Origin of the sequence: Bacillus sp. FSL K6-3312, assembly GCF_038007485.1 — a bacterium.
Lineage (GTDB): Bacteria > Bacillota > Bacilli > Bacillales > Bacillaceae > Bacillus > Bacillus pumilus.
In genome coordinates this window covers 2699398-2720062 of the sequence record NZ_JBBOXI010000001.1, presented here as the reverse complement: position 1 = coordinate 2720062, position 20665 = coordinate 2699398, and the positions used below count along the sequence as shown (strand labels likewise).

At 40.4% G+C, this 20665-nt stretch carries 17 protein-coding genes and 1 pseudogene; 15 read left to right on the top strand and 3 right to left on the bottom strand.

Going from position 1 to position 20665, the window contains the following annotated elements; translation table 11 throughout:
• Window positions 1–193 precede the first annotated feature (193 nt).
• Genes MHI11_RS14145 through MHI11_RS14110 form a run of 8 tightly spaced genes read left to right on the top strand, consistent with a single transcriptional unit; the run spans window position 194 to window position 12675 of the window.
• On the top strand, window positions 194–4627 hold the full coding sequence (locus MHI11_RS14145) for a phage tail tape measure protein (protein ID WP_340961262.1): 4434 nt from the start codon (window positions 194–196) through the stop codon (window positions 4625–4627).
• On the top strand, window positions 4628–5464 hold the full coding sequence (locus MHI11_RS14140; RefSeq protein ID WP_003216562.1) for a phage tail domain-containing protein: 837 nt from the start codon (window positions 4628–4630) through the stop codon (window positions 5462–5464).
• A gap of 11 nt (window positions 5465–5475) precedes the next feature.
• Window positions 5476–7230 (top strand): phage tail protein, encoded by a 1755-nt coding sequence (locus MHI11_RS14135; protein ID WP_340961260.1) that lies wholly within the window; start codon window positions 5476–5478, stop codon window positions 7228–7230.
• A 37-nt stretch (window positions 7231–7267) separates the two neighbouring features.
• Complete coding sequence (locus MHI11_RS14130) at window positions 7268–9823, top strand: peptidase G2 autoproteolytic cleavage domain-containing protein (RefSeq protein ID WP_340961259.1); 2556 nt, start codon at window positions 7268–7270, stop codon at window positions 9821–9823.
• Between the two features lie 11 nt (window positions 9824–9834).
• The gene (locus MHI11_RS14125) at window positions 9835–11154 is read left to right on the top strand and encodes a BppU family phage baseplate upper protein (RefSeq protein WP_340961258.1); all 1320 of its coding nucleotides are present in this window, start codon (window positions 9835–9837) and stop codon (window positions 11152–11154) included.
• Window positions 11151–11330 (top strand): XkdX family protein, encoded by a 180-nt coding sequence (locus MHI11_RS14120; protein WP_106037521.1) that lies wholly within the window; start codon window positions 11151–11153, stop codon window positions 11328–11330. The genes MHI11_RS14125 and MHI11_RS14120 overlap by 4 nt, the downstream gene beginning before the upstream one ends.
• 42 nt (window positions 11331–11372) lie before the next feature.
• The gene (locus MHI11_RS14115; RefSeq protein ID WP_340961257.1) at window positions 11373–11792 is read left to right on the top strand and encodes a phage holin family protein; all 420 of its coding nucleotides are present in this window, start codon (window positions 11373–11375) and stop codon (window positions 11790–11792) included.
• A gap of 46 nt (window positions 11793–11838) precedes the next feature.
• Window positions 11839–12675 carry an N-acetylmuramoyl-L-alanine amidase gene (locus tag MHI11_RS14110; RefSeq protein ID WP_340961256.1) on the top strand — a complete coding sequence of 279 codons (837 nt, stop codon included), beginning with the start codon at window positions 11839–11841 and terminating at the stop codon, window positions 12673–12675.
• A 271-nt stretch (window positions 12676–12946) separates the two neighbouring features.
• Here the strand turns inward: MHI11_RS14110 and MHI11_RS14105 are convergent, their stop codons facing one another.
• From MHI11_RS14105 to MHI11_RS14095, 3 genes are all read right to left on the bottom strand, one after another.
• Window positions 12947–13438: a hypothetical protein gene (locus tag MHI11_RS14105; protein WP_340961255.1), complete on the bottom strand. Its 492-nt coding sequence runs from the start codon at window positions 13436–13438 to the stop codon at window positions 12947–12949.
• A gap of 142 nt (window positions 13439–13580) precedes the next feature.
• A complete protein-coding gene (locus MHI11_RS14100; protein ID WP_340961254.1) occupies window positions 13581–13772 on the bottom strand; it encodes a hypothetical protein in 192 nt (63 codons plus the stop codon).
• Window positions 13773–13844: 72 nt separating this feature from the next.
• Window positions 13845–14777 (bottom strand): hypothetical protein, encoded by a 933-nt coding sequence (locus MHI11_RS14095; RefSeq protein WP_340961253.1) that lies wholly within the window; start codon window positions 14775–14777, stop codon window positions 13845–13847.
• A 157-nt stretch (window positions 14778–14934) separates the two neighbouring features.
• On the opposite strand from MHI11_RS14095, the gene MHI11_RS14090 reads away from it, so the two are divergent.
• The 7 genes and pseudogenes from MHI11_RS14090 (at window position 14935) to MHI11_RS14060 (ending at window position 20654) form a co-directional block, all read left to right on the top strand.
• Complete coding sequence (locus MHI11_RS14090) at window positions 14935–16461, top strand: recombinase family protein (RefSeq protein WP_340961252.1); 1527 nt, start codon at window positions 14935–14937, stop codon at window positions 16459–16461.
• 34 nt (window positions 16462–16495) lie between these two features.
• Window positions 16496–16582 (top strand): annotated as a pseudogene (gerE, locus tag MHI11_RS14085) (spore germination transcription factor GerE); the annotation flags it as partial.
• 149 nt (window positions 16583–16731) lie between these two features.
• Window positions 16732–17172 carry a MarR family winged helix-turn-helix transcriptional regulator gene (locus MHI11_RS14080; protein WP_003216546.1) on the top strand — a complete coding sequence of 147 codons (441 nt, stop codon included), beginning with the start codon at window positions 16732–16734 and terminating at the stop codon, window positions 17170–17172.
• A 7-nt stretch (window positions 17173–17179) separates the two neighbouring features.
• Window positions 17180–17998: a glutamate racemase gene (gene racE, locus MHI11_RS14075; RefSeq protein ID WP_340961251.1), complete on the top strand. Its 819-nt coding sequence runs from the start codon at window positions 17180–17182 to the stop codon at window positions 17996–17998.
• A gap of 101 nt (window positions 17999–18099) precedes the next feature.
• Window positions 18100–19161 carry a GerMN domain-containing protein gene (locus tag MHI11_RS14070; protein WP_106065712.1) on the top strand — a complete coding sequence of 354 codons (1062 nt, stop codon included), beginning with the start codon at window positions 18100–18102 and terminating at the stop codon, window positions 19159–19161.
• 151 nt (window positions 19162–19312) lie between these two features.
• Window positions 19313–20041, top strand: a complete 729-nt coding sequence (gene rph / locus MHI11_RS14065) for a ribonuclease PH (RefSeq protein WP_044139960.1) — start codon at window positions 19313–19315, stop codon at window positions 20039–20041.
• Window positions 20042–20051: 10 nt separating this feature from the next.
• On the top strand, window positions 20052–20654 hold the full coding sequence (locus MHI11_RS14060) for an XTP/dITP diphosphatase (protein ID WP_268453021.1): 603 nt from the start codon (window positions 20052–20054) through the stop codon (window positions 20652–20654).
• Window positions 20655–20665 lie beyond the last annotated feature (11 nt).

The window sequence follows — 20665 nt, the reverse complement described above, 5'->3', positions numbered from 1 at the left end:
AAACGGCAAAGATCAATTAAATAATATCTATACTAAATTACTTGAGCAAGGCTGGAAGATGCATGAAATTGATCAAATGGATATTTTTCATTTCTTACAATTGAATGCTGAATCAAGCAAAGCAAAAGAAGTGACGATTGATCAAATATTCTAAGTCTTGAAATCTTCGTCAGGAAAGCGGGGTGGTACATAAATGACTCAAGCAATCGGCAATATGGTCGCCAAAGTCAATCTGGATGACTCAGGTTTTAATAGAGGTATTACAGGGCTTCAAAGGCAAATGCGTCTTGCTAATTCTGAATTTAAAGCAGCTACTGAAATTTATAAGAATACCGGCAACAGGGCGAAAGAATTGCAAGCCAAAGTTGATGGACTTAACAATAAATATCGTATTCAAGGTAAAGTAGTAGAAGAACACCGTAAACGTTATGAACAATTGGTCAGAGAAAAAGGGCGCGATAAAAGAGAAACGCAAATTCACGCTCGAAAACTCAATGAGTCCATCGCTGTACACCAGAAGCTAGAAAAAGAGCTTCGTCAGGTATCTAATGAATTTGAGCATTTGCAAAGCACCAGCAATAAAGCAGCTGGTGTTTTTTCTGTTTTTAAGAAGAACGCTGGGGAAGTATCAGAGGAGTTGCAATCTGTCTACTCTGCTGCGGGAATGGCAGGGAAGGCATTAACAGGTATCGGTGTAGCAGGCACAGTCGCAATAGGTGGAGCTGTTAAAGTGGCTGCAGACTTTGAAAAGGCGATGAGCAGGGTCGGTGCTGTGGCGAATGCATCGAATGACGAGATGGGCCGCCTCACAGAAACGGCGCGTCATTTGGGGGCTACGACACAATTTACAGACGGACAAGTTGCCGAAGGAATGCAATACCTTGCAATGGCTGGTTATAAGACAAATAACATCATTGGTGCTATGCCGGGCTTGCTTGCTACTGCGGCAGCAGGGCAAACAGATTTAGGTGTAACGTCAGATATTGTATCAGACATCTTAACGGAGTTTCATATTGCTGCAGAAGATACAAACCGAGTAGCAGATGCAATGACCTACACGTTCACGAACTCAAATGCGACATTGCAGCAGATTGGTCAAACGATGAAGTACGCGGGACCAGCTGCAAAAACTGCAGGTGTCAGCATGGAAGAGTTAGCGGCCGCAACGGGTATCATGGCGAACAGTGGGATAAAGGCTGATATGGCGGGTACTGCATTACGATCCACCTTAACAAGGTTAGCATCACCACCAAAACAAGCAGGAAATGCAATACACGAACTTGGCTTGAGCGTTACCGATTCTACTGGTAAAATGCGCCCTCTTGCAGATATTATTGGCCAAATTAACGAAAAGACCAAGAATTACACCGAGACTGAAAAAATACGTATTGCAAAACAATTGGCAGGACAGCACGCCTTATCAGGTTTTATCACTTTGCTACATGCTGGAGAAGATAAGCTTAATAAATTCACCAAAGAAATAGAAAACAGTGGCGGTATAGCCGAAAAAGTTGCCAAAGAGCAAATGGACAACCTTGCGGGATCTGTGGAATACCTGCGTTCTGCCGTAAATAACGCGGTTATTTCATTAGGTAATCAATTTATTCCTACAGTCCGCAAAGTGGTAGATGGATTAACAAAAGTCGTTAACTGGTTTGATCATCTTCCTCCATCTGTTATGGGAACTATTGCCGTTACTGGTGCAGCCGTTACAGCTTTCAGTCTTTTAGGTGGAGCTTCGTTGTTGTTATTGAGTCTCATCCCAAGAATGGCCGAAGGATGGAGAGTGCTTCGTACTGCTGGCACGTATCTGACAGGCACTGTCAGAGGATCATCAGCAAGTCTAGGCGTATACTCGACACAAGTTGCTACAGCGGGCGTTGCTTCACGAACTGCGGCAACTGGCATCAACACAGCTGCAGCATCAACGGCCGTTATGTCCACTCGTATGGGGCGTTTACAACAAAACACTGGTCTAGCGACTACACGCATGGGCCGTTTAAATCAAACGGCCACAAGAACATCCAGGACAATGCGTGGTCTTGGCGGTACGTCTCGTATTGCTGGTGGCGGTTTAATGATGTTTGGTGGACCAATGGGTATGATTGGTGGTCTAGCACTCTCATTTTTGCCGGAGATATTAAAATTCGGTAAGGGTATAGTGATGATGGGTGTAAATGCCGTAAAAGGCGCAGGAGGATTTGTAAAACTTGCAAAGGGTGGTTTTGGCCTGTTTAACATCCTTAAAAAAGGTGCAGGTGTTGTGAGTTTGCTTAGAGGCGGCTTATCTGTGCTTGGTGGTCCTGTAGGTATGTTAATAACGGGTGTCACTCTTCTAGGCGAAGCAGGGTTTAAATATTATGACAACCTGAAAAAACGCGTCTTACCAGCAACGATAGATTTTGGTGATAAAGTATCTGAATCCACTTCTAAAGCTATAAATGCTTATAAAGACATGGAGACAAAAGCCAATGCAAAATTAGACAGCCTTTATCGAAATCAAACAAAGATCACAGATGATCTAGCCAAAGATATGACAGGTAAATTCTCAGAGATGGCAGGCACGTTGAAAAAAGGTTACCAAGACAGTGCTGATAAAGCCTTAGATGTTTTGGGTAAATTCTATGCGGAAAATGATGCCCTTAAAGATAAAGACGAGAAGGGAATTCTTAAGAGCATCGAAGAAGGTAATCAGAAAAAGCAAAAGGCAATAGAGGAACACGAGAATAAAGTAAAAAAAATCTATGAAAAAGCAGCTAAAGAACACCGTGAATTGACGGAAAAAGAGTGGGAAGAAGTCAAAACACACACACAGGAAATGAACAAAGAAATTGAAACGGCTCTTACAAAAAGCATGGATGAACAAACACTCATTTCCAAAAAGCTAAAAGCTGAATCGTCCAATTTATCTGCAAAGCAGGCTGCCGCAACGGTGAAAAATAGTAAATCAGCAAAAGACAAAGTCATTAGTGATGCTGAAGAACAATACAATGCAGTTGTGAAAGCTGCAGATGACCAGCGTTACGTCAAAGGTACTATTAGCCAAGAAGAACGTGATGCGACCGTTAAAGCTGCAAAAGAACAAAAAGATAAAACAATAGAGAAAGCTGAAGAAACTCATAAAGGTGTTGTTGAAGAAGCAAAGAAACAAGCACAAGGACACATCGATCAAGTTGATTGGGAGACTGGCGAAGTGCTAGATGAATTTAATACATTTATTGTTGATTTAGCTGGTGTCGTCAATACCGTTACTGACTATATCAATAAAGTCCTCGAATTCATGAACATGAAGACAATTCCTGAGTGGAAACCTAAAGGATACGTAAGTAAAAAAGGCGGCGCCGAACATTCGTATGCCAAAGGTACTGAATATCACCCGGGCGGTCGTGCGCTGGTTGGTGAGGAAGGATATGAGCTTGCTCATACTCCGGGTATTGGGACATACATGGTTGGTGTTGGAGGCCCTCAAATTTGGGATTTACCGCGCGGAACATCGGTTTTGCCACATGACCAGACTAAAAAAATCACTTCACAGGGCTTACCGGGTTATGCAGGCGGTGTTGGTGATTTCTTTAAAAAGGGCGTCAAAAAAGCTGGTGAAGTAGTCGGTAAGGTGAAAGATTTTGGGTCAGATATGTTTGACCTTGTGATGGCTGGTCCAAAGAAAATTATCAGCAATATATTTGGCGGTCTTATTCCCTTTAAATCCGGCAAAGGGATAGACGGACTTGGAACAGGTATTTTAAAGACGATTCAAAAAGGAGCTTTAGGATTTCTAACAAAATCGTTAGGTGATTTTGGAGGCGATGGCGGAGCATTCAAAGGTGTAGGTGGTAGTACTGCGGTCAAAAAGTGGGTTGCACAAGCTATCGGTATCACAGGCATTTCCCCATCCTATGCAAAAGCATTAGAAACCATTGCCATGAAGGAATCAAGTGGTAACCCGACATTAGTTAACAGATGGGATAGTAACTGGAAAGCAGGACACCCATCACAAGGGCTTATGCAGTTTATACCAAGCACATTTTCTGCATACAAAAAGCCCGGATATGGAAACATCAAACATCCAGTACACCAAATTGTTGCCGCAATTAACTATCTTAACAAGCGTTATGGCGGTATCTATAACCATCCGGGATTAAAATCTATGGCGCGCGGTGGCCCTTACATCGGTTATGCATCTGGTGGTGTCATTGACAATCATCAAATTGCGCAGCTAGGGGAGAACGGTTGGCGCGAATATGCTATCACGACTGAGCCAAAGTACCGTAAGCGCTCTTTACAGCTGTATTCTAATCTCGGCAAAGAGCTTGGAGTGCCTAGTTTTGGGGATGGTATGATCTCCACGGCTTTACAGATGCTTGATCGCATTAGTAACAAAGGAGACAAGCCGCAGAATAAGCAGCAAGATGGATCTGACATGAGACAGATGATTGAGAACCAAAACAAGCAAATTGGTCTTATGGCTCAACAAATAGACCTGTTGTCTCAAGGATTAATGATGATGCAGAAAGGGTTTGAGCAATTAGTCTCCAAAGATAGTAACAACTATATGGATGGTCGAAAGCTTGATCAAACGACTGGTGAGCGTTATAGACAACAAGCATTTATGAGTGGGGTGAGGTAGATGGAATTATATATTGATTTTAACAATGGATTGGGTGAACAGAGTCTAAATGACTTGCTTCCTCATTTCCATCCGTTAAGTCTGACACCTGCCTCACCAATCGTAGAATTTGAGACGGTGTCATTACCAAGAATTAACGGTATTGTACTGCCGCAACATCCGCGGGATGTGAAGTACAAAGAGAGACAGATTCAGCTTGAAATATATATGAACTCAATCATTGCTGAAAATTTCTACAGTTACAGAAGTGAACTATATGCTTTATTAGTTAAACCGTTCCCATACTACATCTCATGTGACCTGCTTCCGAACAGAAGGTTTTTAGTGACGTGTGAGGGGAATTTCACTACTCCAAAGGAAAAAGAAAAGAACCATGTTGTTTTTAGCGTTGAATTCACCGATATTTTGGGTGCTGCTGAATCGAAAAGTACATCATTAAATCGTCAATCATTTGAGGGTGAACGGTGGAGTCCCGGAATGAATATTGACATGCTTGACGACCTAGAGTATTCATTCAAGAATAAAAAAACGTTCAGCATCTACAACATCGGAGATTTTAGAATCAACCCTTTGAGGCATGATTATCAAGTGAAGTTGAGAGCAAAAGGAAAAGGTGTAACCATCATCAATCATACGACAGGTGAACGTTTGAAAATTGAAGATGAAATATCCAAATCCAGAGAGGTTTCTTTTATTAAACAGTACACCGTCGCTAACAAGAAACGTCTCAAGACATCTGGTAGGCTCCCTTCACTTGATATTGGCCGTAACGACTTTGAAATACAAAACGCAAGTGCAATTGAAATTGTTTTCGACACGAGATTCTATTATGCATAAGGAGGGATGGCATGGCTGCGGCTGATTTCATTAAAAAACTGGCACCGGGTGCGCAGAAAGTTTACAAAAAATATAACGTACTTGCAAGCCTTGTCATTGCTCAAGGGTGTTTAGAAAGTGGTTTCGGGACGAGTGGTCTTTCTAAACAAGCCAACAACCTTTTTGGGGTCAAAGGTACATATAACGGAAAATATGTACTAATGTGGACAAGCGAGCAAGATAAGAAGGGGAACGTTACAAGGATACAAGCTAGATTTAGAAAGTATCCATCATATGCGGAGAGCTTATCTGATCTTGGGAGCTTATACACTCGTCTAAGTCGTTACAAGGCAGTGGTCGGTGAAAAAGATTATAAAAAGGCAACTACAGCCGTTTTCAAAGCTGGATATGCTACTGATATACATTACCCGTCAAAACTCAACAGCATCATTGAAAAATACAATCTGACTAAGTACGATGGCGAAATCGTTCCTGATGTTCCCGATGTTCCAGAAGAACCAAGTGAACCAGAAACACCAACTAAACCGAAGTATCCAAGCAAGGAATACGATGGGAAGGACATGCCACTCAATCAAAATTTGCCGTCTGATGTGGATTTTCCACAGATTCACGTATCAAGCAAGGATGGAAAGGATGTCATAGAGATCACTGGTGTGTCTGTTGATTTTACTGCCGATCCAACAGGTAAAAAATCATTCAGCTTTACATTGCCGCGCACACAGGAAAATGTCGCAGAGTTTGAGCTATTAATTGTAGACAATGTTTTATATCTTGATGAAAAGAAATATAATCATCAAAAATACTACATTACGAATGTAAGTTTGCATCAAGAAAATGGAGTGCTAACAAAAACGGTTACAGCTGCGCATATTTTCTCCGTTCTATTAATTAATAACAGAATTGAAAAAACAGTTTCTAAGAAATTAAGCATAAAAGAAGCGCTTGATATTGCTCTCAAAGGAACTGATTTCAAATATGTCATTCATGCAAAAGATGGTGAAATTTCTTCTGCTGAACAAGAAAACTTCGGTGAAAAGAATTCCACAGAATTGATGGATGAAATCATTGAAGATTATGGCATAGAGTTAGACGTGGATAATTACAAAATCCATGTTTACAAAAAAATGGGCCAAGTAATAGACTTTGTGCTTGATAGTCGTTATAACATGCCAGGCATTACTATTACGACAGATTCTCAGAATTGTACCACTCGTGCGTGGGGATACGGTGCACAAAAAGAAACAGATTCCGTCTCTGAATCAAAAGGTGATGGCAAAACAACACAAGATGAAAAAGATGAAGAGAAAGAGCCTGAGTATGTTTTTGATCCAGTTCTTTACATTCATCCAGATGAAGATAAATTTCTCATTGAAGGCAAACCGCGCTGGGCGGAGTCGATAAAAGATGAGAGATACAAAAAATCTAGCAGCATCATTTCAGCATTAAAAAAGCATGTAAATCCATATCCTGAAATGACAGTAGAGGTGGAGTTTCAGAAAATATATGAACCAAAACTTCTTGAAATTGAACAAGATTTCTGGTTAGGTGACACGATACATGTCATTGCTGACACTGCAGACGGAATAACCTTTGAGGACGATTTGAGAGTTGTCTCAATTCAGCATAACCCTTTAAATCCGTATAGCAGTCCAACGATAACATTTGCGAACTTTCGCAAGGACATACAACGAATATCAGTAGATCAAGCAAAACAAGTGAAAAACTTACAACGATATATAAACGACATGCTCAAGACGCTTAGATAGGGTCTTTTTATTTTTGCCAAAAAAGGAGAGTGAGAACATGGTAAGGCTGAGAAAACAATATGATACAACTCGAAACTCAAGATACGCTCATCAGTTGAGTGAAGATATGCAAAAAATCGAAGATCAATTGAATCAAAATGAAGATCAATTGAAAACACACAAAAAGGGCGTTTTAGTTCACACATCAGATCAAATTAAACATGGTTTGTTCACCGTTGCAAATAGGATCGATAATGTGTGGGCTAGATTGACAAACCTTGTATTGAATCATGATGGCAAGGACGTAAAAGAGGTTGTAGATATACGAGTCGCAACGGACGCTAGTATACACAAGACGGCTAAAGATCGCCTAGACTACGAGTTCGCAAAGATTGATAAGCGATTCAAGCGCGAAGTGCATGTGGACGATTTTGGAGCCGTACCCGATGGAAAGACAGACTCTACAGAGGCTTTTAAAAAGGCGTTTGGAAACGGTCGAGTTCGAGTAAAAGCATCTGCCGGCGTATATATCGTTCGCGGAATACGTATTCCTTCTAATTCGGCATTGATCGGACAGGGAAAAGGGATTACTACTTTCAAACTTCATGAGGATGCACCTGCCAGCACGATTCTTTTAACAAACAAAGACCATAGCGGTAACAAAAACATTTACGTTGATGGTTTTTCATTAGACTGGAATCGTGATCGACAGGGCGGCATGAGGGCAACGGGCGGCATTGCCTCAAGTGCATTAACTTTCGCCAAAGTCCATTTTGGCTGGGTGAAAAATGTTCAATCCATTAATCCGGGATTACATGGTTTTGACTTCACCGCACCATCTTACAATATATCAGGATCTAATTATACAAAAGATGGATGTAGATATATTTGGATTGAGAACTGCGAGGCGAGTGGGTACGGTGATGACGGTATTTCGACTCATTATAGCGAATACATCTTTATCAAGTCATGCCATTGCACTAACCCTAGCGGAAAGGCACATAAAGAAGGCGAGTCAAATTCTAACGGTATTGAGATTGATGATGGATCTCGAAATGTTTGGGTAGATGGATCTTATACAAGCGGGAACATTAGAGGAGTAGAGGTCAAAGCACATGCACAATGGCCGGCGGCTCAAAATGTTCATGTATCAGATCATGTATCTTATCGAGACGTGCGGAGTTATGATGCACGACACATTGGACACCACAGCGCATCTGACCCGCAAAGTACAACAGCGCGCGATGTGTCGTTTACAAATTGTGTGTCGATTGAACCTGTATTTAATGATATGTACAAGGGGTTATCGCCTAGAGCGCTTGTAGTGTCTGCTTACCATCGTGTTAAAGTAACTAATTTTACAGCGATAGGTAACCCATCTTATGACTACAAAGGGAATCCAGTTGTTGCTATTCAATACAAAAGTAGACGGGTGGATATCAATGGTTTAACAATCACTGGCTTTAAAAGAGCTTCTCACGATGTTCGAGTTTTTGGTGGCCCGCAAAGAGCTGATGATGTTACTATCACGAACTTTAATATCGAGAATTCCGCACCTATAGGGATTGGGATAGGTGGAAGGGTCTATTCAGTCAAACTGATGGCAGGAAATCTTATTCATTCTAACGGCAACATTGGGGTGTATTCACCTAATACACAAACAACGATTGTAGGAGTACACGCAAATGGCTATAGCAAAGCAGCAGATCTAGCTAAAAATACTAATAAGCAGATGCCGACACGCTTAAAAGGTGGATTGGTTGCTGGTTCAACGTCAGGACACGCTTTGTCAGATTCGAGCGCGGTCATTGCTGCTACGGGTTCATGTAAAACAAAAGGTCCTGCAAATAGTGTATTAGCTTCTAGGGCGGGATCGTCAACCGAAGGATCAAGACAAGCTGTCATCGCATCCAACAACAGCCACACGAAGGGTAATGGATATGCCCGTACAATCTTGTCATCACATAATGTTAAACAATCAAAGAGTTACACTATTTCAGGGGGATACAACGATCTTAAATGGCAAATTTCATCTAAGTCAGGAAACATCACGAGTGCAGGTCAAGTACGTGGCGGGTCTTCTCTTTCGGATTACGCGGAGTATTTTGAAAGCGCAAGTGGTCATGAGATTCCGACAGGTACAATCGTTACACTGAAAGGTGAAAAAATTATGCCAGCACAATTAGGTGATTATCTACTAGGAGTGGTGTCAAATACTGCCGCAGTTGTTCTTGGAGAATCCACCTTTGAATGGCAAGGGAAGTATTTACGTGATCGTTTTGGTGCCTTGATAACTCAAAAAGTTGAAGTTGCTCACTATGATGAAGAAGGCAATGAAATTTTCGAGGTGCTAGATTTACCTATAGAAAACCCTGACTATGATCCTGAAAAGTCAAAAGCCTATCAATCAAGAGCTGAACGTAAAGAATGGCATGTGATTGGATTGGTTGGACAAGTCATGGTACGGATTGATGACACGGTAAACGTTGGTGATTCAGTCAAAGCTAAAAACGGTGTTGCGACAAAAGGTCAGTCCAATTGGCAAGTTATGAATATTGAAACGCCTTATGATTCCGAAATGGGTTATGGTATTGCAAAAGTATTTATTAGATAGGAGGTGCCTTTATGGTTTCTAAAAATGGGAAACTTGATTTCAATGTGAATGCATACACCAGTTCAAGCATTACAACCAATATCAATTTTTGGACACAGGATCGTCAGACAGCACGGTTGGTATTTAAACTCACGAAAGATGGCGCGCCGTTGCCTTTAGCAGCTGTCACGGGAAAACTTGTATTAGTTATGGCCGACGGTAGCCGGTTCATTAGAGACGTAACGATAGTTGATAGAGTGAATGGTCACGCCGAGTACGTTTTGTCAGATCAAGAGATCAAGCATTATGGAAATGTACAAGCTGAGCTGAATTTGTATTATACAAATGATCAATCTATGTCTGTGCACCAGTTTTCTTTTAACATTTCGAAGTCTCTCATTGATCAGGATATTATCCCGGTCACAGAATACTATGTGGACGAATTCGAAGCTTTAAAATCAAAGATAAATGATCTTTACGAAGAGTCTATAAAAACGATTGATGATTTGAGAGCCAAGTTTGAGGACTTGGAAAAGATCGAAACAAAACAAGGCGCACAAGATAAAGTGGACGCTGCACTTACAAAAGCTAAAAAATATACGGATGAACATGCTAACAATAGCGAAATCCACGTTGTAAAGGGCGATACAGAAAAGTGGAACAACGGACAACTATATAGATTGACTCAAAACAATGGTAGGCCTATTTATAAAGGAGTAAGCGAGACCACCGACTATAACGAGATAACCGCAACCGGTCTTTATCTTATCTATAACAAGGGTTTAAATGGACCTCCATCGGTCAATAGATCATTCATGATAGTGATAAGTTATGGCAGCACTCTTTTACAGACTGCATATGACACGAACGGTAAGGATTCGTACTACCGAGTACGCAATCAAGATTCTTCTTGGACAGTTTGGAAGCATGTCCTTACTAATGAAGATAAAATAAACCAGAGTGAGAAAGATAAATGGAACAACGGACAGCTTTATAAACTCACGCCAAATGATGGAAAAGTTGCAAGGTTGCCAAACGGTACTGATATTTTTTTACTGCCAACGGGTTTTTATATGGGAGCAAATCTGATAAATCTGCCTGTAGAGAATGATTCCAGTTTCTATTACATTGAAGTTTTAGAAACATCATATGTACAAAATGAAGTTAATTACAAAAGGATTATTGCTACAAGGTCATTTGATAATATGACTTGGATTGGCACGTTCCATGCACAAGGCTTTCGAGGATGGAAACGTCTCTTAACAGACGGAGATGATGTAACGACGCTAAAAAAACAAGTCGCTCTCCTTACATTACAGCTTTCACAGTTGCAGAAAGGCGGGGCATCATGATTTATCCAACGGCTGCCGATATAAAAGTATTTTGGGATTGGGGCGTTTACACTCTTGAGATCATGCGGAAATATGTCGCATTAGAAGTAATAACAAAAGAAGAGTTTGAGCAGATCACTGGCGTTTCATTCGATAAGCCATCTGCTTCTGCAGATTTAGGAACGACAGCATCTTAACAGGTGCTTTTTATTTTGCCTTCGAAAGGAGGTGACAAATGAATGGGGGATATAAAATTGTTTATTAACTTTGAAACTTTGGATTTAGCGAAGACTTATTTATTTGGCGGTGTGAAATTTTTGGACTTGCTTGTGCTGCTAAGTGTTATTGACGTTCTGACGGGTATCATCAAAGCGTGGAAAGTTGGCAAACTACGCAGCCGTACAGCATGGTTCGGTTACGTGCGTAAAATGCTTAGTTTTGTTGTCGTGATTGTTGCTAATATCATTGATCAGATCATGGGCTTAAATGGAGTGCTGACCTTTGGGACAGTGCTTTTTTATATTGCAAACGAAGGGCTTTCCATCGTGGAAAATCTTGCACAAATCGGTGTTGAAATTCCAGCTTCAATCACTGACAGGCTTCACGTCATTGAAAACGACAGCCAAAAAGAAGAAGAGGAAAAGAAAGCTGCTGAGTAATCGGCGGCTTTTTTCTATATAAAAACAAATTAAGGAGTAGATGAACATGACAAAGAAAATTATGATTGATCCGGGACACGGCGGGCACGATCCCGGCGCAGTAGCAAACGGGTTGAAAGAGAAGGATCTTGTATTAAAGATTGCAAAGAAAACAAAAGCGATTCTTGAAAAGGTGTATGGGGCATCAGTTAAGCTCACACGATCAACCGATGTTTATATTGATCTGTCGCAAAGAGCTAGACTAGCAAATAATTGGGGCGCTGATTATTTTGCATCTATCCACATCAACGCTGGCGGAGGAACGGGTTTTGAGACGTTTCGTTTTGATAAACTATCAGCATCATCCAGCACTGGCAAACAGCAAAAAATTGTACATGATGTAATTTATAAAAAGCTGAAAGGAACAGTATCAGACCGCGGAACTAAGTCTAAAAATTTGGCCGTCTTAAGAGAAACAAAAATGCCAGCTATATTGACAGAGAATCTTTTCATTGATCGAAAAGAAGATTCTGCACTACTGAAACAAGAGGCATTTCTTGAATCATTGGCCGAGGGGCATGCGGAAGGAATTGCGGCGGCAGTCGGTTTAAAAAAGGTGTCATCATCATCTAAAACAAGCCCTAAAAAAGAAACGACGTCAAAAGGCATTAAAATGGTCGTAGTGAAGCCGAATGCTGACGGGTGGCTATGGGTCTATGATGGGCCGAATTGGTCAGCAAAGCACAAAAAAGTAAAGCCGGGTGAAGCATTTACGATTGATAAGACTGTCACAGTCAACGGATCAAAAATGTATAAACTAAAATCAGGTTTGTACATCACTGCTGCATCTAAATATGTTGAGATATTAAAAGTATCAACAAAGTTAAAATCAAAGCAGAAATAAATGAAAAGCCCTTCCAAAATGGAGGGGCTTTTTTTGTTTGTCTTTATTCAGTTCGATGTCTCATTTTATTGATCATTCTAAAAGATGCTTCAACGCCGATGAAGACGACAAAGAATATAATAACCCAGCTGCCCAAGTCTGCCCATATATTGGACATGTTAATAACGCCGGACTTACTTAATCCCGATTGAATTACAAGCGTAATAAAGGCAGTTATAAACACAGACAGAAACCAATTTGTTTTTCTCAATTACAACACTCCTTTCGAAAATTAAAGGAATTTACAAACATATTTTGTTGTTTTGTTTGTATTTTTATACCGTTTGCAAAACTCGTGGCCACCCATGTCTAAAAGTTTTTTAGCTAGCCACCCAAGGCCTGCTCCAGCCAATATTTTGGCCGCCCAAATCAATAACGGTGCAACCATAGTTGTAACTTCACCTTTTTTCTGTGCAGCTAATTGATCTTGATACACTTTTTCAGCATCAGTTCCGGCCAATGATTCTAAATGATTTTTGATCTCTAATGAAATATCCTTTGGTAAACCAGCATTGATAACTTTGGATTCATCAAAGGAAAAAGTTTTATCTAATTCATTGTATGCAGCAGCTTCGAAAATAGCCTGTGCAATTCTTTGTTGCTTTTGAGGGTCCCATTGTTCTTTTGCTGATGCCTGACCAAAAGCAGATGTGATTCCAAGAGTCACAATAAGTGTTAATACAAGTGTAAGTTTTACATTGAGCTTGCGCAATAAACCGTTCATACTAAACATCCTTCCCCTAAAAGTATTGTCCCACACTTGTATGGTAACAATTAACAGGGTTTATTTTCCATACTTTTTATAAAAATGGTAAAAATATACTAAAAGAAAATCCCGCCATTTGTGACGAGATTGTGAAATGTTCTTATTTAAACCTCCATTCCTTCTTCTCTTTATCCCACGTCATTTCCTTACGAGAAACTAAGTTTTTAACCGCCTTACGGATCGCCGGCTCATCCTTGCCTGTTTTCCTTTTAAGGTCATCCATCGAGGGATTCTTTCTGAATCTGCTCATATTGTAGATGATTCGGTATAACTTCCTTTCAAGATCCGTCACGTCATACCCTCCTACAAAAAAGAATGTATGTTCGATTATAAATGTAAATAAAAAACCCTTCAAGTCGAAGGGTCATCTTAAAGAAGATACTTTATCAGTGATTATCATATGTTCTCCTGAACGTTCGTATGAGAATTTAGCTAATGTTTCATCTTCACCTATATAAGGAACTTTCCAAAATACAGCGATTTGGTTAATCGTGTTTTTGTCAGTTCCAATTTTTGAAGCTAAATCATCACTAAACATTTCCACCATATTATAAGAAGTTTGAGCCGAATTTTTAAAATCAAATGAGAGGTGAACAAGAGCGATTAGTTTGTTATCTTGGTCAGTACTCATATCTTGATTAATTTCGATCTTTTCAATTGAGGCTGCCTTGTAATTATCCTCTACAATAGATTCAATTTTATATTCCGCCTCTCTTTTCAAAGTAGACAGTTCTTCATCCTTCTTTTTAGTAACTTCTGCAGCAGTGTCTTTCTTACTTTTTTGTTTAACTTTTGAGGAGTTCTTAATTTTAAAATTAATTTCAGCAGTAGCTACTCGACTATTTTCACCGCTAACATTAGAACCTGCAAGATTAGCCCCATTTTCTCCGAAAATCTCTTTAACATGGTCAGTTTGCAGATTTTCGGGTAACGTTTCTACATAAGCAATATACTTCCCCCCGTCAAAATCCTCGCCTTCTTCATTAGAAAATTGATAATCAAACATTCCACCATCTTTAACTATTCCCTCAGCTCGCTCGCTTTGATCAGAATTTGGCGCATCTAAGTAAATGTTTATTTTTGTCTCTTTAGGTAAGTTGCTTTTTCCGCTAATGAGAATCTTTTTATTGTCTTTAATTTGTTTATCCAAGATGATCTTTACATTTAATTTTTCTTTAGTTTCAATGCTTTCTTCTTTTTTACCGGAGTCACTTGTGGATGTGTTTTCTGCTTTGCCACAAGCAGTTATGAATAAGGCACATAAAATCAAAAGGAGAAAAGTTTTAATAGAATTCAATATAGACCCTCCAAAACAATTATTTTCCAAATAAGTCTATCATATTACTGAATTAAAATGTGGATAAAATAATGTTTTTCCATATCAAGAATATTACGGAATTGACATTCGAGATGTTATAATTTAGTAAGAACAATTAACAATTGGGGTGTGTTATATGTATTTCCGCAAAAAATCATCAGTTGAAGAAATCATCAAATATGACGACTACCCTTATAAAGTTTATACAAGGGTTTCGACGGACAGAGATGAACAAATAAGTTCTAAAGAAAACCAGATCGACGTTTGCAGGTACTGGATTGAGCAACACAATTATGAATGGGATGACCGTTCTGTTTTGTTAGATGATGGTATCAGCGGAACCGTCCTTGAAGATAGGGCAGCAATGAAATACATTTTTTCATTGGCAGAAAAGAAAGAAATAAAAATGGTGATTTTTAAGTCCATCACACGTCTTGCACGTGATTTAAAAGATGCGTTATACATCAGAGAGATTCTAGTGTCTAATGGTGTTCGTGTCGTTACACTCGAAGAAGACTATGACTCCCTTTACGAGAGTAAAGCGTCAATGAAATTTGAAATGTCTGCTCTGTTTGCCGAGCAGTTACCTAAGTCTATGTCAGTCAATATAAGTGGTGTACTTGCAGCAAAAGCAAGGCGTGGTGAACATTCTGGTCGAGTACCCTACGGTTTTATGAAAGAGGGAAAACACCTTGTAATTAACGAAAATGAAGCACAAGTTATAAGATTAATTTTTCACCTTTATAATAACGAGGGACTAGGTCAGAAAAGAGTTACATATGCATTGCAAGAAAAATGTAAGCTAGGTGAAATACCACCTCCGAAAAAACGTAGTAATTGGCAGCTCACAACAGTTCAAACCATCTTGAGAAACCCTATATATTGTGGCGTGCATATTGCTAATAGGCATACTACGATAAAAGTTGATGGTCGAAAAAAATTCATTCGGAATCCACCCGAAAAATGGACCGTTTACGAAGACTTTTGCCCGCCGATTGTATCAAGAGAGGATTGGGAAAAAGCAAATAACAAACCGACCGTCATTAAAAAGACTAAATTTACCCCGTGGAATGAGTTGAGACAATTACTCACTTGTGGTAAATGTGGCTCTAACATGGTGATTATCCAAACAAGCAGAGCCAAAAAAAATGGAGAAAAAACGTATTGGAAATACATTAAATGCAGTAATTACAGAAGAGCTGGTCAAGAAGGTTGTGTTAACCATGTTCCAATTACTTATGAAGAGGTCAGGGATTTAGTGATTGAAAATCTAATCGAATTCTCCAAGGATATATCCCATGATTACAGAAAAAATGCAATTGAAAAAAAAGAAAAACAAATGAAGTCTGTTAAAGTAGAGTTGAAATCCTTAGAAACACAGAATAAAAGATTGCTGGAACTTTATTTAGAAGATCAGATTATCTCAAAAGCCGAGTTCCAATTAAAGCGCAATGATATTCAATCTAAAATAATTCAACTTGAACAGAGCTTATTTTCCCTACAACAGGTCCATGATGAGAAAAAATCAATGATGGAAATGCAAGCGGTTCTTCGAGAGCTTGAGGACAAAGAGAACGATTTGAAGCATGTGTTTGATAAGCTCATTGATCACATTGTTATCCATCCAAATGGGAAAATGAATTTTCATTATAGATTTAAATGATCCTGTAAGTTATACTCATTTGTAAAAGGCATGCATAACAAATGCCATGCAAAAGCTAGGAGTCAAAGGTCGTTCACAGGCCGTAGTCGAGCTTCTGCGTATGGGTGAGCTAGAGCTCTAAAGTCAGCCGGTTTTCCTTCCATACAAGGGAGGAGCCGGTTATTTCTATATGGTTTCCATGAGTCTCTTCTTGCATTTTCTCTGAAAAACGAGGAAAATAGGAATGTACGTTTTAATCAAAGTGAGATGCTATAGTGAGGTATCAATGAAATGGAAACGAATGAGTTCGACCATGTAGCAGAGATTGAAAAATCATTGCGCCATATTGCTGCAATTATTAAGCAAAAAGGCAGAGAAATCCTGAATCAATATACGATTACACCTCCTCAATTTGTAGGGCTTCAGTGGCTTTATGAATTCGGAGATATGACAATAGGTGAGCTATCACAAAAGATGTATTTGGCTTGCAGTACAACCACCGACTTAATTGATCGAATGGAAAAAAGTGAACTTGTCGAACGAGTAAAAGATCCTTCTGACCGCCGCGTGGTTCGCATTCATTTATTGCCTGAAGGCGAGCGGATCATTCAAGAAGTGATTGTTAAACGCCAAGAATACGTCAGTGAACTTCTAGGGGCTTTCTCAGAAGAAGAAGCCATCGTTTTCAATCAATCCTTAACGAAACTACAGCAGCAAATGAAAAGAAAATGAGGCGATTTTGTTGGATCAACCAATCGGCGTCATTGATTCCGGCGTCGGCGGTTTAACCGTTGCAAAGGAAATCATGAGACAACTGCCAAAAGAAAAAATCATTTACGTAGGCGATACAAAACGGTGCCCGTATGGCCCGCGGAAAGAAGAAGAAGTTCTTCAATATACTTGGGAAATGGCACACTACTTATTAAGACATCACCATATTAAAATGCTCGTCATCGCATGCAACACAGCGACGGCAATTGCCCTTGATGAAATCAAAGCAACACTCGATATCCCGGTCATTGGTGTGATTCAGCCCGGTGCTCGCACAGCGATCAAGGTGACAAACAACCAGCAGATTGGTGTCATCGGTACAGCCAATACGATCAAAAGTGAGGCTTACAAAGAAGCTCTGCTATCTTTAAAAGCAGGACTAGCGGTTCAAAGTCTGGCATGTCCGCTGCTTGTTCCCTTTGTGGAAAGCGGTACATTTTTAGATCAGACAGCAGATGAAGTGGTGAAAGATTCCCTTGAACCGATGAAAGAAACAGGAATTGATACACTCATTCTTGGCTGCACACACTATCCGATTTTAAAAGAGTCGATTCAGCGCTTTATGGGCAGTGATGTAAGGATCATTTCATCAGGGGATGAGACCGCTAGGGAAGCGAGTACAATTCTTTCCTATAAAGGACTGTTAAACACTTCTAAGGAAGCGCCTGTTCATACATTCTATACAACAGGGCAGCAGCAAAATTTTGAAAACATCGCTCGTGACTGGTTTGGCTACCTGCCAGGGAAGGTCGAAACCGTATCACTCGAACATGTCTATCAGCAATAACCCGCTTCTTCTTGAGGTGGGTTATTTTTTTATGAAAAGGGTCTAATCCGCAGAGGGAGCTCGTATACATAGTAGTACAAACTACTAGAGGAGGGTGAAGTATGCTGAAAAAAGGATCTACAGCAGCTGTGACGTGTATTGCGTCAGCCATGCTTTTGTCAGGATGCGGATTGTTTCAAACAGACCAAGCGAAAACAGAGATTGACCCGCCACAAAACGTCACATATGTGAAAGATAATAAAGAAGATAAACAAACAGCCAAAGAAGGAAAAGAAGAGAAGCAGGCAGATACAGTCATGAGAGAATTATATTTAATTGATAAAAACGGGTATGTCGTCTCTCAATCCATGCCACTGCCGAAAAATGAAGGAAGTGCCAAACAAACCCTTGAATACCTTGTGGACGGAGGACCGATTTCTAACCTCATGCCAAATGGATTCCGGGCTGTTTTGCCGGCCGACACGAGCGTATCTGTCGATATTAAAGACGGAACGGCCGTAGTGGATTTTTCAAATGAATTCAAAAACTATAAAAAAGAAGATGAACAGCGAATCCTGCAATCTGTCACTTGGACGTTAACGCAGTTTGATTCTGTCGCCAAAGTCAAATTGAAAATGAATGGTCATGAACTAAAAGAAATGCCTGTGAACGGTACACCGATTTCAGATGATTTAAGCAGAGAAGACGGTATTAATATTCAGCACGAGGCTGCCGCTGATATGACATCGACAAAGCCAGTGACGGTTTATTACTTAGCTGAATCTGATGAACAGACGTACTATGTTCCTGTCACCAAAAGAACGCCAAAAGACGAGGATGATCCGATTACAGCAGCCATTGATGAGCTCGTCTCTGGACCGAGCAAAAAAAGCCATTTGCTCACAGACTTTGATCAAGATGTAAAGCTGAATGATATCCCGAAAGTAAAAGACGGACATGTGACACTTGATTTCAACGAATCCATTTTCGGCAGCGCAGATGAAAAGAAAAAGGTCATTTCACAAAAAGTTCTTGATAGCATTGTGCTCACATTAACAGAGCTGCCGGACGTCAAAAGCGTCTCCGTTAAGGTAAACGGCAAGGCTGAGCTTGTGAACGAAAAAGGAACAGAGCTGACAAAGCCGGTTTCAAGACCAGAACAAGTGAATACAGGTAGTTTTTAACGGCACACATTGATATAATGGAGAAAAAGAGGCATGCATATTCGCTGCCTCTTTTTTATTCCAAGCGATTAGAACGAGCCGAGGTTGTCAAAGTTAGTAGGAGAACCCCGCTGGCACCCGCGCGGAATGTATATTGTAACGGAGGTAAATCATGAGATTAGATGAAAGACACTATGACGAATTAAGAAAAGTTGAAATAGAGGCAGGCTACATTACGCATCCAGAAGGCTCTGTCTTAATCTCAGCGGGCAATACGAAGGTGATTTGTAACGCATCCATCGAAGACCGCGTACCTCCTTTTTTAAGAGGAGAAGGAAAAGGCTGGATTACAGCAGAATATAGCATGCTTCCAAGAGCAACTGCTCAAAGAACCATTAGAGAATCATCTAAAGGAAAAGTGACTGGACGTACAATGGAAATTCAGCGATTAATTGGACGAGCACTCCGTGCAGTCGTTGACTTAGAAAAGCTTGGCGAACGCACGATTTGGATTGACTGTGATGTCATTCAAGCAGACGGCGGCACACGCACAGCATCCATTACAGGTGCTTTTGTCGCCATGACACTTGCGATTCAAAAGCTTCGAGCAGAAGGAGTCATCAAACAAAACCCGATCACTGATTATTTAGCGGCGATATCCGTCGGAATTGATTCTCAGCAGGGTCTTCTGTTAGATTTAAATTATGAAGAAGATTCTTCAGCTGAAGTAGATATGAATGTTATCATGACAGGCGCTGGACGCTTTGTTGAACTTCAAGGCACAGGCGAAGAAGCGACATTCTCAAGAGAACAGCTAAACGGACTGCTTGATTTAGCCGAAAAGGGCATCAAAGAATTAATCGAAAAGCAAAAAGCAGTGACAGGAGAAGTCATCGAATAAAAAGAAGGGTTTGATCAGGATGAAAACAGCCATCATTGCAACGCACAATGCGGGCAAAGCGAAAGAATTCAAAGCCATTCTTGAGCCAAAAGGATTCACGGTCAAAACACTAGCAGACATCGGCTTTACTGAAGAAATTGAAGAAACAGGACATACCTTCGAAGAAAATGCCATTATCAAAGCCGAGGCGATTCAAGCCAAAGCGGGTGAAATGGTCATTGCAGACGATTCCGGTTTGTCGATTGACTATCTTGGCGGAAAACCTGGCGTCTATTCAGCGAGATACGCTGGTGAACATAAAAACGATGCTGGGAATGTAGAAAAAGTGCTGAGCGAGCTTCAAGGCATTGAAAAAGAAGACCGTACAGCTAGATTCAGATGTGCCCTTGCTGTCAGCATACCGGGTAAAGAAACAAAGACGGTAGAAGGATCAGTAGAAGGCTTCATCGCCGAGGAACCAATCGGCGAAAACGGCTTCGGATACGACCCCATTTTCATCGTCAAAGACAAAGACCAGACGATGGCCGAGTTATCACCAGAGGAGAAAAACAAGATCAGCCATCGAGCGGTCGCGCTTCAAAAGCTTTCATCACTGCTAGACGCAAATGAATAAGGGGGAATGAA

Bases quoted from the DNA above. Each gene is read 5' to 3' on its own strand.
- MHI11_RS14115 (WP_340961257.1), top strand. From the start codon at position 11,373: ATGGGGGATATAAAATTGTTTATTAACTTTGAAACTTTGGATTTAGCG.
- MHI11_RS14080 (WP_003216546.1), top strand. From the start codon at position 16,732: ATGGAAACGAATGAGTTCGACCATGTAGCAGAGATTGAAAAATCATTG.
- rph (WP_044139960.1), top strand. From the start codon at position 19,313: ATGAGATTAGATGAAAGACACTATGACGAATTAAGAAAAGTTGAAATA.
- MHI11_RS14070 (WP_106065712.1), top strand. From the start codon at position 18,100: ATGCTGAAAAAAGGATCTACAGCAGCTGTGACGTGTATTGCGTCAGCC.
- MHI11_RS14125 (WP_340961258.1), top strand. From the start codon at position 9,835: ATGGTTTCTAAAAATGGGAAACTTGATTTCAATGTGAATGCATACACC.
- MHI11_RS14110 (WP_340961256.1), top strand. From the start codon at position 11,839: ATGACAAAGAAAATTATGATTGATCCGGGACACGGCGGGCACGATCCC.
- MHI11_RS14120 (WP_106037521.1), top strand. From the start codon at position 11,151: ATGATTTATCCAACGGCTGCCGATATAAAAGTATTTTGGGATTGGGGC.
- MHI11_RS14145 (WP_340961262.1), top strand. From the start codon at position 194: ATGACTCAAGCAATCGGCAATATGGTCGCCAAAGTCAATCTGGATGAC.
- MHI11_RS14140 (WP_003216562.1), top strand. From the start codon at position 4,628: ATGGAATTATATATTGATTTTAACAATGGATTGGGTGAACAGAGTCTA.
- MHI11_RS14130 (WP_340961259.1), top strand. From the start codon at position 7,268: ATGGTAAGGCTGAGAAAACAATATGATACAACTCGAAACTCAAGATAC.
- MHI11_RS14090 (WP_340961252.1), top strand. From the start codon at position 14,935: ATGTATTTCCGCAAAAAATCATCAGTTGAAGAAATCATCAAATATGAC.
- MHI11_RS14135 (WP_340961260.1), top strand. From the start codon at position 5,476: ATGGCTGCGGCTGATTTCATTAAAAAACTGGCACCGGGTGCGCAGAAA.
- MHI11_RS14105 (WP_340961255.1), bottom strand. From the start codon at position 13,438: ATGAACGGTTTATTGCGCAAGCTCAATGTAAAACTTACACTTGTATTA.